This window comes from Paenibacillus eucommiae, from assembly GCF_017874215.1.
Taxonomy (GTDB): Bacteria; Bacillota; Bacilli; order Paenibacillales; family NBRC-103111; genus Paenibacillus_AI; species Paenibacillus_AI eucommiae.
Genome location: NZ_JAGGLB010000019.1, coordinates 57,118 through 69,581 on the forward strand (window position 1 = coordinate 57,118; position 12,464 = coordinate 69,581).

The following is a 12,464-nucleotide window of genomic DNA, read 5'->3' on the forward strand; positions in this document are numbered from 1 at the left end:
AAATATACCGGTTAACTGAAGGAGCTTTCAGCCAAGTCTCCTCTTCTCTGGACAGTTATTACCCGAACATTCATATCTCTGATCTAACGCCTTCGTATCCTATTATAAAGCCGACTTCTTCCGAGGTCAAGGATACAGTTGATCCTTTTTTGCTAAATCTCCCAGATAGGCATGGCACATTCGGCAATAAGGACATACGGTTGCTCTTCCCTCAAATATTTGCATAATGGTATTTACAATTGGCAGTTCCGGTTCACGAGTATGGATATATATCTTCGCAGGTGAAACCGTAATTAACGTACTGACAATCATATCTTCAAAATTCACGTCTTTTTCGAGCACCTCTACCTTGAAGGTGGCATCATATTCATCCAAATCTACAGGCTCAAGCTGGTCATTAAAAATAAGAAAATCATGGCCGCCTTTGTGAATTAAATGCGCTGTTGGCATTTTCGCTTCCTGCATATAGACGAAATACTGCAGCAAGGAAATAAACTCCTGATATTGACGATCCATCAGGCTTTCATCCACGGCATATTCCACGACCTCACGCAGCTCCTCGAGATATTCCTGAAGACGAAACCGCACAAATCCTTCGAGTACGATCAAAGAATGCTCCTGTAAATAACCCGATACCCGAATTGAAATCAGATTGTGCCGTCGTTCTATCAATGTGGATAAGGGGGAAGCATCCTGCGTTCCATTCAGAAACTGTCTGCAGTATCCTTCCACGCTGCGAATATCGTCCTCTTTGTGAAGCTTGTACTTCCTCGTAATTAAATCATGAAGCACGTCCGGCTCCAAATGTTTCAGAATATAGTCGGCTATAGTATCGCCAATAACCTCCATAGGAAATGCCGCCCTCGCCCCTTCAGATCCAGTTCCCTGAATAAGGGAATAATCACTGCCTTGCTGAATGCTCAGCTCAAACCCGATTGGATCTTTATGTACATGTGCAAGCTTATTATCCAAAGCTTGATACAGTTCATTCACACTGGACTCGGCGGAATTTCCCATTACAATCGTGAACAACTCCATATAACTCACTCCCTTGGATGACAGGATGTAATCCCTTATCCAAGTATATGGTCGATTGCGGGCAGATATACAACGAACCATTTTCCAAATCAACCAGTGAATTTCTGGTATATGAATTAATTCTGCATGACGAAGTCATTCGTAATAACCTCAGATTCATCTGAGAAGACGCGCAGCGTCTCATATCTGGTGTTGCGCTGAGCTGGTACTTTACCCGCTTCGCGAATAATTTGCAAGGTGGAGGTAATATTTACTTTATGTGTAGCTCCCGCTGCCGAAACCACATTTTCTTCAATCATCGTGCTGCCGAAATCATTACAGCCATAGTGCAGTGATTTTTTGCCAACCTCAGGTCCCATAGTTACCCAGGAAGATTGAAAATTAGGGATGTTATCCAGCATGATGCGGCTAATAGCCAGTGTTTTTAAATATTCTTCAGGCTTCACCTTATCAGCCTTCATATTCGTATTGTCCGGTTGAAAAGTCCAAGGAATAAAAGCCAGGAAACCAGCCGTTGGAAGCTTCTGCAGCTGTACATCATCCTGAGCATCACGGATGCGCAGCAAATGCAATGCCCGCTCCTCCATCGATTCACCAAAGCCGATTACCATTGTTGCCGTTGTATTCATGCCGAGCTTATGAGCGGTCTGCATAACGTCCATCCAATCGCGCCATGAGCCTTTCATCCGGCTAATTTTTCTGCGGGTACGATCATCCAGTATCTCTGCTCCTCCGCCCGGAAGAGAATCCAAACCGGCATCCCTCAGCGCCCGAACAACTTCTTCTAGCGACAGCCCTTCCGATACATCCTTCATCTTCATAATTTCCGCTGGTGAGAAGGAATGCATCGTGATTTCAAAGCGCTTCTTAATTTCACGGAGCAAATTTGTATAGTAGCTGAAGGGAAGATCCGGATTTGTACCACCCTGCATCAAAATTTCAGTTCCGCCTACATCGAGGGTTTCCTGGATTTTTTGAAAAATGGTTTCATCAGGCAGTACATAACCCTCTTTGGAACCGGGAGCGCGATAAAATGCACAAAATCTGCAGTAAACATCACAAATGTTCGTGTAATTCACATTCCTGCCGATAACAAAGGTGGTGATCGGCTCCGGATGCCATTTCAACATAATTTGATTGGCTGCGTGGCCTATCTTTTCTATTTGATCGGATTCAAACAAAGTGATGCATTCCTCCACATCAATTCGTTGACCAGAGATTGACTTTTGTAAAATACGGTCGATGCTGTTCAAATTGTCCTCACTCCTTCTATTTATACTTACAAGTATTCCATTAATCGTACCATATTCCAACACTACCGTCACGACAAAAGAACAACCAGGCGCTGGAAGCGCTTAGCTGTTCTTTCTATCATTTCTATTGGCCAGGCTTCCTGCTACTAATCTCCCAGCGCTTGTTCCAGATCCTGAATAATATCCTCAATGTCTTCCAAGCCTACGGAATACCGGACAAGACCGTCCGTAATTCCTCTTTGCAGCCTGACTTCCTTAGGCATCGAAGCATGGGACATCATCGCTGGATAGGAGAGAATACTCTCTACTGCTCCAAGACTAACGGCCACAAGCGGAATTTGGATCTTGCTTAGCAGTTTTTTGGCCCGTTCACCAGAGCCTGTATCAAAAGAGACTACTGCTCCATAGCCCAGGGACTGCTTCTCATGAATGTCCCTGCCAGGGTGATTCGGCAGTCCCGGATAATATACTTGCTCAATACCCGGCTGCCCCGACAGCCACTCGGCTAACCGGCGCGCGCCTTTTTCAGACATTTCCATACGTGCCTGCAGTGTCTTCATACCTCTAATTAGCAGCCAGGAATCCTGCACGCCAAGCACATTGCCCATCCCATTCTGGATCTGCTTCATCCTATTACCTAGGCTCTCAGCAGCTGTGACTGCAAGCCCAGCCAGAAGATCACTGTGACCGCCCAGAAACTTGGTTGCGCTGTGCAGCACAATATCAACACCATGCTCGATAGGTCTTTGATGATACGGCGTCATGAATGTATTGTCTAAAATGGTTAACAGCTCATGCTGCTTGGCCCATGACACCAATTCAGCAATATCCGTAATTTTCAACGTGGGATTAGAAGGAGTTTCAATAAAAACAGCCTTGCTGTTTGGCTGCAGCGCAGCACGCACCTGATGGATGTCCGTCATATCAACAAAGGTCGTCTCAATACCCATACGATTCAGAATAGATGTCAATAGCCGGTAAGTGCCTCCATATACATCCTCCGTGCAAATAACATGATCCCCGCTGGAAAGCAGCATAAAAGCTGATGAAATAGCTGCCATTCCTGAAGAAAAAGCAAATCCGCGTGTTCCGCCCTCAAGCTTGGCGATATAGTCCTCCAGAGCCTGCCGCGTCGGATTGCCGGAACGTGTATAATCGTACTCAGGAGGATTGTCCAGAGAAAAATGATGGAAGGTTGAGGCTTGATACAAAGGAACGCTCGAGGCTCCTGTTGCCTTATCAATTTCCGCTCCGAAATGAATCAACCTTGTGCCAAATTTCCCAAGCCCTTTGCTGTCCTCTTGTCCATGCTGCTCACTCATTTAAAGGGCTCCTCCTTCCAGCTCTGCTTGCGCTAAATCAAGTGCTTGGGCCAGATCAGCGACAAGATCATCCACATGCTCAATACCTACGGAAAAACGCAGCAGACGTTCGTCCACGCCAATTTTTTGGCGGATTTCCAAGGGAATATCGGCATGAGTCTGAACGGCAGGATAAGTCATCAAAGATTCCACACCGCCCAGGCTTTCCGCAAAAGCAATCAGCTTAATATGGCGAAGAATGGGCTCGACCAGCTTGGCATCAGTAACCTTGAAGGAGAAAATACCAGTATTGCCCCTGGATTGCTTGTTCTGGATTGCATGGCCCGGGTGGCTCTCAAACGCAGGATAGTACACTTCATTTATTAGAGGATGCTCAAGTAAAAACTTCGAGATTACCGTAGCATTGTATTCATGTCTTTCCATCCGCAGCGCCAGAGTCTTCATTCCTCTCATTAGCAGCCAGCTGTCTTGGGGACCCAGCACCGCGCCTATGGAGTTATGTAGAACTGCCATTTGTGCGGATAATTCCTTGCCTTTGGTCACTATAAGTCCGGCAAGGACATCATTATGACCCCCCAGATACTTCGTCGCACTATGAATAATAATATCTGCTCCTAATTCGATAGGGCGCTGCAAAAACGGCGTAAGCAAGGTATTGTCTACAATAGAATAGACACCTTTCTTACGGGCCCACGAGCAAACCAGCTCTATATCGGTCACCATCATAAGCGGATTTGTAGGCGTTTCAATAAGAATCCCCTTCGTATTCGGCAAATAAGCGGCTTCCAATGCATCCAGATCATTGGTATCGACATAGGTAGCCTTCACGCCAAATCTGGACATGATGGTCTCCAATAGTCGATAGGTGCCTCCATACAGATCGAGAGAGACAATCAGATGATCCCCTTGACTGAATAGTGCGAATATAGTCTGCAGGGCAGCCATACCGGACGAACAGGCAAAACCGGCATCACCAGATTCAAGCTCAGCGATCGCATCCTCCAGAATGGTGCGGGTGGGACTTTTGGTGCGGGCATAATCAAATCCAGTGCTTTGCCCCAGCTTGGGATGGCGGAAAGCAGTAGCCTGATAGATCGGGTAGCTGATTGCTCCAGTATCAGGACTTGATTGAGAACCAATTTGCGCAAGACGACTTTCTATTTTCATACACAGTACCTGCCTCTCTGTCTTTATATCAAATCATAAAATCATAAGGTGTTTCCTGGTATACATAATAATTCAGCCAATTCGAAAACAGCAGGTTCGCATGAGCTCTCCAGGTAATGCATGGCGTTCTGGTAGGATCGTTATTCGGATAATAATTTTTGGGTACGGCAACGGACAATCCTTTATTAATATCACGGTCATATTCCCATTTTAGCGTATGACAGTCATATTCGGAGTGACCCGTAACATAAATGTGCCTTCCATTTTTAGTAGCCGCAATATAAACGCCCGCATCCTCGGATTCCGACAAAATTTCCAATTCAGGATGAAGCTCAATGTCTTCTCTGCGTACTTCCGTATGGCGGGATTGTGGAACAAAGAACATTTCATCAAAACCACGCAGCAACTTCGTATTCGCAATGCCAACCGTATGTGGAAAAACACCAAATAATTTCTCCTCAAGCGGGTATTTCTTCACGCCAAAGTGATGGTACAAGCCTGCCTGGGCAGCCCAGCAAATATGCAAAGTGGAAGTCACATTGGTTTTGCTCCAATCCATAATCTTCTGCAGCTCTTCCCAATAGTGAACGTCCTCGAAATCCATCTGTTCTACAGGCGCGCCTGTAATAATCATGCCATCCAATTTTTCATGCTCAATATCTTCGAACGTTTTATAGAAAGTTGCAAGATGCTCCGCAGAAGTATTTTTGGACTGATGGGTCTTCGGATGAAGCAGAACGAATTCCACCTGTAAGGGTGTATTGCCTATTAAGCGAAGGAGCTGCGTCTCCGTCGTTTCCTTGGTTGGCATCAGGTTCAGCAAAGCTATTCGCAAAGGACGAATGTCCTGTTGATACGCCACAGATTCATCCATAGTAAAGATGTTCTCTCGGTTTAGAATTTCTTTTGCAGGCAAGTTGTCCGGAATTTTAATCGGCATCCTACTCACTCCTTTTTCGTTAATAGTCAAGTTTAAACAAAAAATAGCCTTCTCTATAGAGAGAAAGGCCATTCCTAATAAATATCAATGTCCTTTCTCATCTCCCAGAAACTTCGCCTTAGCGCGTCTCCGCAAGAATTAGCACCGTGCATCCCTTTGCTCGCAAAGGTTTGTCGGTTGCCGGGTATCATCGGGCTAGTCCCTCCACCTACTCTTGATAAGAAATTTCATATTTAGTTGTATATTTAATCTTACTTCTTTAAAATAAAAAGTCAAGTAAATTTCTTGTTATTTTGTATTACGGGGAATTTTGCAGGTTTTTTGCAGATTTTTGTAGAAAAATATCTCTTCTTTTGTTATGCTATAAAATGCCAGATTCACTTCTGGTTTGGATTCGCATGCTTAAACTAGCGTTGAGCAAGCCCAGCAGGGCTTTTTTATTTTGATTACCCTAACACCTTCTACGCCATATCTTAATATTATGTAAAAGGTGAACTTTACATCTTGAACTGTGGAAAATGTAGGGTTATACTATACAAGCAAGTAAATCAGTAAAGGGGGGACTACGCGTGGACGGAGACCCGAGGAGTAGAAGCTTTATGGGAAACATACAATTTCATAGGGTTGGCTTGCAGTCGGTACTCTATCCGTTCGTAGCTTCTTAAGGGATCGTGTAACGGCTGCTTCCAATCCATAAGGGGTGGGAACAGATGAAAACACGATGGGTACAAGACGGCGTATTTACTTTGATTGAGGACGTGAATCTGCTTTTAACACCTCCGGAGAATGGCTTCTTTTGGATAGATGCAGGTGTCGAGGATTTGGAAATTCTCCAAACTTTGTTTCATCTCCATGATTTAGCTGTGGAGGACTGCTGGAGCGATGAAGAACAGCGTCCCAAGATAGAGATTTATGATTCGCACTATTTTATTGTTATTAACAGCATTCGTTTTGACGACGAGGAGATTTTTCTCCGTGCATTAAATATATTTCTTGGAAAGCATTTCATCATTACGGTAACTAGGCAAAAAATTAATGAAATCCGCGCGCTTAAGCCCTTTCTATGGGAAGAGGAAGTAAACAGCCCGGACCGGTTCCTCTATCATCTGATTGATCTTGTCGTCGATAATTACGTAGCGGTAGGTAGCCGGATCGAAGATAAGATTGAAAAGCTGGAAGAAGATATTCTCATGAAAACAAAGAAGACCCATTTAAACGAAATCATCGGGCTTCGCGGGGAAATTTTATGGTTAAAGAAGGTTCTTGTTCCACAAAGGGAAGTTATAGCTACGTTGAACAAGAAGGATCTAAGGCTTATCAACCCGCAGCTGCAAAAATATTTTGGCGATATCTACGAGAACGCTGTGAAAATTGTTGATACATTCGATACACTGCGTGATTTAATGGGCAACTTAAGAGAAGCTTATCAATCCAGCGTCTCCAACAGAGCCAACGAGATCATGAGAGTTTTTACAGCTCTTACGACGATATTCATGCCACTTACCTTCATTACCGGCGTATTCGGTATGAATTTCGAGAATATGATCGGTCTCGACATCAGTCATGGAGACGAATATGTGCTTGGCTTTATGATGTTTATAGGAATTGGCATGTATGTGTTATTTCGCAAAAAAGAGTGGCTTTAGTACGGCCATAAATATAAGTGTTTAAACAGGTATTTCAACAATGTTGAGATACCTGTTTGTATTTAAAAAGATAAAAGCTTAAAAGATTGTTATATACGGAATCTACTGTTTGGGTAGTGTGAGCTCTGTCACTTTGACCATCGTATCATCCAGATCGGATTCAATTAATTTCACGCGGCGGTCAAGCTTTTTAAAATTAACAGTTGTTTCACTGCGGAAAGCATTGAGAATAGATCTGGTTTCCTTCAACCCCGCGGAAATATCCTTCACTTCGGATTTCAAGTCGCCAACTTCCGATGATAAACTGTTCATTTCCGCCTTCAATCCGCCTACTTCCGACGATAAACTGTTCATTTCCGCCTTCAATCCGCCTACTTCCGATGATAATGCCATAAACCCTACTGTGAGTTCCTTTAAATCAGCAGCTAACTCTTCTACTCTCGCATTGGTAGTACCGACCATTTGTATTAATGTTCCTACCATTTCCTCAAGCCGTTTGGTTTCGCCCATATTGCCCTCACCTCTCTTACTAGTATAGCATAATTTGCCGAAAATCGTAGAACTACGGGGAGTTCCCCTCTCTACTTGGTCCTTCTTCGAACCTCAGCAATTATGCCTTCCCCATTAGGAGGCTATGCTTTCCTTTTCTTTACGGAATTTAAGCCGCAATAGGCGAAGCCACTCATACGCATAATCCAGCTCCTTGTCCTTGAGCTCATCAGCGTTAAAAATAAGCTGAAGGATCGGTTTGAGATAACGGTCGCCCTCGGTCTCAAATGCAGTCCATGCCTTCAGCAGATGCTCCTCAGATACTGCTGCCAGCTCCGCCTTGACCAGTGGCTCCATATCGTAGCCCTCACGCTCCAAGTCTTCAATCCACAGCAGCAAATCTCTGCGCTGCATGGACAAGGCCGCTTGAAGACGATCTAATGAAGCTCCTCCGGCAACTAGCTCAAGCAAGTTTCGCTTATTCGTTTCCTTATCGAGTTCCATGCGGATCTTCTCTTCCTTCTGCGCGTGAACCCAAGCCTCAAATTTGTTGTGGTCAATGGCCTGGACTACCCACTCTAACGGGAAGCTGGTTTCTCTCGGCATCTCCCCCGTCAATTTGAGAATTTCTTTGCCGTACATATTCGTCTTCTGCTCGCCAAACCCAGGGATTTGCAGGAGCTCTTCAGTCGAATGCGGAAGAAATACAGACAAAATTCGAAGCATGCGGTTCGTTGCCAATATAAATGGAGCCTTACCCTCCCGGGAAGCTTGCTCCTTACGCCATTTCCGCAGATTCTCATACATCTCTTCATTCGGGTTCATCTCACTGAAATAGTTGAGCATTTGTGTCAGCTTTGTTTTTCCTGAGAGCCCTTGCACACCTTCATAATCCCCTTTAATTAGCGGGCGGAATCCCTGATAAAGCTTCTCCTTGAGACCCTGGCGAAAAGCCGTTAAAAGCTCATCCCAGCTAACTCCCGTATACCAGTTCTCCTGGGCTGGCTTTCCCTGCTCGCTCGGCTCCCGCCATACAACTTGCCATACCCCCTGTACCTCTCCAATCGATACTTGCGCCGATATAACTCTTTCCTCCCCTGCCTGCTTCTCCAATGTGTTCAAAAATACGACGTTCATTCCATTCCTCCTTCAAATTGTCTATGATAGAAAAAAATCCAGAAAACAAAAAACACCCCTCCTACAAAAATCGTAAGATGGGTGCTTCCCAGTCACTAGATTAACCAAATCATACCATAAAATCTAGAGCGAAGCAATATATATATGACGTCAACATATATTATAAATGGTATAATTGATAATGCACTTATACGATGGAGGCGATAGCATGTCTGAATATGATTATTTATACGACCATACAGAGGAAACATCGACACGGTTTGTTTGTTTTGTCGGAGAAACCTTACGGCGCTTTGATTTAGCAATCATTACAACAACCCGGTATTACGGAAAAAAGCTCGTCATTGATCTGCAATCGGGAAGAAGTGCCGTTATGGGGCCAGACGATTTGGAAGCAGAAGGTTATTTGGAATATGCTTATAAAATTAACGAGGAAGAAGCGCAAGAGCTGGAGGGCTTTCTTTCCCAGGTCATGGGAACCGTACATTTTACGGATATTTAAGCAAAAATTGTGGAATACTGGAACCAGACACGACGAAACATCGGGCCCGTAAATAGAGCCGGAAAATACGTCACGCCTTTGGGAGGGTTATTCCATGAACGAGGAGTTTTTAGAGCAAGCTGACAAAGATCAGGAAGGCTTCATCGAGGAAGACCGTGATGACTACACAGATTTGGCCACGGTTGAATCGCAAAGAAATGACTTGGCGGCCGAAGAGTTTCCAGAAGGACCTTACGGCTCCAGTCAGCTGACCGAATCTTTAGGCAAGAGCACCCCTTGGCGCAGAGATCAGCGTCCGCCGAACCGCTTTGTGTATGAGAATCGCGAGCTGCACGAGGGACTTGAACGCGTGTACCCGGGAGATCATAAAACTCACGATGAAACTGAAAATGAGTAAGTGAGCATACAGATGAAGGCCCATTCGAAATCCGGCAGGGAATCGGTTGGGCCTGAGTTGTATTCTATTCTTGCTGCTAAACGGTTAGTATAAACGATGTTATACTATTGGTCATAAAGAGTGTGGAGCCCCACTTTTTCTTAATATAGCTCCTGCCTCTGAACAATCTTGTTTTGATCGTGGTGACTGGAAGATTGACTCTTGCGCTAATCTCCTCCAGTGACATATCGAGAAAATACTTATAGACGATTAAGCTCCTGTATTTAGCTGGTAGCTCTGTAATAATGACACGCACTTGTTCAGTTGTTTCCGTGTCAATAAGCTGCATTTCCGGCGACTTCTCATTGCCTTTGAGCTTCTCAAAATAAGGAACTACGTCTGAGTCATTGCTGCCGCTAGTATCCATCGATGTTTTCGCTTTTTTGCGGCGTAAAAAATCAATGGAAATGTTAGTCCCGATGCTGTAAATCCAGCTGGAAAAATTTTTGGAAACGTCAATCCGGTTTTTATGAAGATACACACGCAAAAAAGTCTCCTGCACAACATCCTCTGAATCTGCTTTATTGCGTAATATCCGAAAAGCCAACCTATAAATCTTGTCTTTGTACAGCTCCAAAATTTTCCCATAGGCTTTCTGGTCACCACTGTTCCATAAGGCCGCAAGCTGATTATCGTTCAAATCCATGTCTGGCCTCCTCTTTGATCTAACCTTCTATTTACCACCTTCTTTGGCTTCCTTCAGATGAATCCTGATCGAACGGCGCATTTAATTGATCATAGGCTTTCGACCATACAGCCACGATAGATTGAATTCGTTTGAAGTCATCATCCGTTGGTCCGTAGCCTTCCATAAACATACTCTCAAGGATCTGCTTGTAAAAACTCATTTTATTCAAAATATACTGCTTTTCTAGTTCTACAATGTCTTCTATGGAATGATTCTCTATAAAAGATTGCATATCAGCAAAGGGATTATGATCAATGATTTGTCTTTCCCTTGGAGGGATCCAAGGTATTTCCTCCGGCTCTGCTTGTAAATTAATACTAGTTTGCAGCTCAGACAAAAGAATATTTTCTTTTGCACACATGACGTGGAAATATTTATTTTTCAGCAAATCAGCGATAACCAATCTGCACATATCTTTGTTTTGAATCAATATCCCTTCGAAAGGATGCAGTGTCCATACATCATCCTTTCGATAGATATTGAAGGTAAACCATTCACTCGCATAAAGAATTCTTGTATTAATCGCCGATTCGCCTACGATTTCAAAAGTAAAATCCAACACGCTGCAATACCTCCCTAATTGATTCGAAGATAACTTATACCTATCTTATCAAATTAGGAGGTTGTAGGGCAATTGTTACTCATTTAACTGGGAAATAGATTCTGCTTTTTCCCAAGCGGCAATAAGAGTCAGAACTACAATAATGCAAAATAAAATGAGTTCACCTATCATACCACACACCTTCAATTAAGCTATTTGGAAAGCTCCATAGTTAATTAGTATGTGCGGAAACCCAATTTATTCTTTTTGCGCTACTCCGCTCATGATCACAGATTTCTCGATATGGCTTGCCAATATCCCATAATTAGGATGCTGCACGTCCACTTGTTCACCTAGCAGCAGCTTCACTGCTAAATAAGGGAAGTTGACCCCTGCCAGACAAGTAACATGGAGCCCACCGGACATTCGCGGGTTAATTTCAAGCAGCTTTGGTATGCCGTTATTGTATTTCATTTGGATGTTGTAGTTAAACGGGATTTTATAAGTTGCCGCTACTCTCTCAGCGATTTCAATGAGCTCAGGGACCTCTTCCATCAATCTGAGCCTGCCACCCGCTTTTCTTCTTGGAACGGCCGCCAGCAGCTCTCCAGACGCCGATGCGAGGCAATCGATGCTGTACTCGAAGCCGCTTAACAGCTCCATCACCATCAGATCATCAAAATGATCAACACTGGACAATATGCGATAAGCATGCTCAGGCGTAATATTTCTATTGATAGGTCCAAATAATTCAGTCAGCTCGTCAAGTTCAGGGTCAATGACTCTAAACCCCATCCCGCCCTCGGAATTCGTAGGCTTAATACAAACTCTATGCCCTTGAGCAGTAAGTGTTTGATACGCAATCATGAATTGGTCTGCTGTTTGCACAACATGATAATCTGGTATTTGCATAATGCCTGTTAGCGCGACCGACTCATAAAACTTCTGTTTCTCCATCAAGCTCTCCAAAAGTGGAATGTCGCTGCAAACCATCACTTTGGTGCCAATTTGCTCAAAGCGATGCACCTGCTTCGCAATTGCCAGCATCTTTAATCTCGGAATAAAAACATCAATCTGATGTCTCTCACAAAATTCAAGGCAAAATTCCACATAAGCTTCCGGCTCCAGAACCGGCTCTACCTCTGCATGGTCCGCTGCCTGTAAGGACATATGAGCGATATCGGGATGAGTAGCATAAAATTTAAATTCCACACCCTCATTGTTATCCCGAATCCAATTCATATAATGATACGCCACAGAAAACCAGCGGTTAAACCAAATTTTTGTCTTTTTCACGGTTAATAG

General features: G+C 44.0%; 13 protein-coding genes and 1 riboswitch. Of the genes, 3 read left to right on the forward strand and 10 right to left on the reverse strand.

Annotated elements, in window-relative coordinates; genetic code table 11:
* Positions 1–126: 126 nt before the first annotated feature.
* The 5 genes from ytxC to metA form a co-directional block, all read right to left on the reverse strand.
* Entirely contained in the window at positions 127–1,038 is a 912-nt protein-coding gene (gene ytxC / locus J2Z66_RS24515; protein WP_209975342.1) for a putative sporulation protein YtxC, read from the reverse strand.
* A gap of 116 nt (positions 1,039–1,154) precedes the next feature.
* Positions 1,155–2,291, reverse strand: a complete 1,137-nt coding sequence (gene mqnC, locus J2Z66_RS24520) for a cyclic dehypoxanthinyl futalosine synthase (RefSeq protein WP_209975344.1) — start codon at positions 2,289–2,291, stop codon at positions 1,155–1,157.
* Positions 2,292–2,437: 146 nt separating this feature from the next.
* On the reverse strand, positions 2,438–3,613 hold the full coding sequence (locus J2Z66_RS24525; RefSeq protein ID WP_209975346.1) for a trans-sulfuration enzyme family protein: 1,176 nt from the start codon (positions 3,611–3,613) through the stop codon (positions 2,438–2,440).
* Complete coding sequence (locus J2Z66_RS24530) at positions 3,614–4,780, reverse strand: aminotransferase class I/II-fold pyridoxal phosphate-dependent enzyme (protein WP_209975348.1); 1,167 nt, start codon at positions 4,778–4,780, stop codon at positions 3,614–3,616.
* Between the two features lie 28 nt (positions 4,781–4,808).
* The gene (gene metA / locus J2Z66_RS24535) at positions 4,809–5,720 is read right to left on the reverse strand and encodes a homoserine O-acetyltransferase MetA (RefSeq protein WP_209975350.1); all 912 of its coding nucleotides are present in this window, start codon (positions 5,718–5,720) and stop codon (positions 4,809–4,811) included.
* Positions 5,721–5,814: 94 nt separating this feature from the next.
* Positions 5,815–5,944, reverse strand: a riboswitch (SAM riboswitch).
* Positions 5,945–6,430: 486 nt separating this feature from the next.
* Between metA and corA the strand changes: the two genes are divergently transcribed.
* Positions 6,431–7,366, forward strand: a complete 936-nt coding sequence (gene corA / locus J2Z66_RS24540; protein WP_209975352.1) for a magnesium/cobalt transporter CorA — start codon at positions 6,431–6,433, stop codon at positions 7,364–7,366.
* Positions 7,367–7,468: 102 nt separating this feature from the next.
* Here corA and J2Z66_RS24545 read toward each other — a convergent pair whose 3' ends face one another.
* On the reverse strand, positions 7,469–7,876 hold the full coding sequence (locus tag J2Z66_RS24545) for a hypothetical protein (protein WP_209975354.1): 408 nt from the start codon (positions 7,874–7,876) through the stop codon (positions 7,469–7,471).
* Between the two features lie 114 nt (positions 7,877–7,990).
* Positions 7,991–8,992, reverse strand: coding sequence for an HRDC domain-containing protein (locus tag J2Z66_RS24550; protein WP_209975356.1), 1,002 nt, complete (start codon positions 8,990–8,992; stop codon positions 7,991–7,993).
* A 208-nt stretch (positions 8,993–9,200) separates the two neighbouring features.
* Here J2Z66_RS24550 and J2Z66_RS24555 point away from each other — a divergent pair, with 208 nt between their 5' ends.
* A complete protein-coding gene (locus tag J2Z66_RS24555; protein WP_209975358.1) occupies positions 9,201–9,494 on the forward strand; it encodes a DUF3055 domain-containing protein in 294 nt (97 codons plus the stop codon).
* A gap of 94 nt (positions 9,495–9,588) precedes the next feature.
* Entirely contained in the window at positions 9,589–9,891 is a 303-nt protein-coding gene (locus J2Z66_RS24560; RefSeq protein WP_209975360.1) for a hypothetical protein, read from the forward strand.
* A 76-nt stretch (positions 9,892–9,967) separates the two neighbouring features.
* Here J2Z66_RS24560 and J2Z66_RS24565 read toward each other — a convergent pair whose 3' ends face one another.
* The 3 genes from J2Z66_RS24565 to J2Z66_RS24575 all read right to left on the reverse strand — a co-directional run bounded on the left by J2Z66_RS24565 (position 9,968) and on the right by J2Z66_RS24575 (position 12,455).
* On the reverse strand, positions 9,968–10,576 hold the full coding sequence (locus tag J2Z66_RS24565; protein WP_209975362.1) for a sigma-70 family RNA polymerase sigma factor: 609 nt from the start codon (positions 10,574–10,576) through the stop codon (positions 9,968–9,970).
* Between the two features lie 31 nt (positions 10,577–10,607).
* On the reverse strand, positions 10,608–11,180 hold the full coding sequence (locus J2Z66_RS24570; RefSeq protein WP_209975364.1) for a hypothetical protein: 573 nt from the start codon (positions 11,178–11,180) through the stop codon (positions 10,608–10,610).
* A 237-nt stretch (positions 11,181–11,417) separates the two neighbouring features.
* The gene (locus J2Z66_RS24575; RefSeq protein WP_209975365.1) at positions 11,418–12,455 is read right to left on the reverse strand and encodes an ATP-grasp domain-containing protein; all 1,038 of its coding nucleotides are present in this window, start codon (positions 12,453–12,455) and stop codon (positions 11,418–11,420) included.
* Positions 12,456–12,464 lie beyond the last annotated feature (9 nt).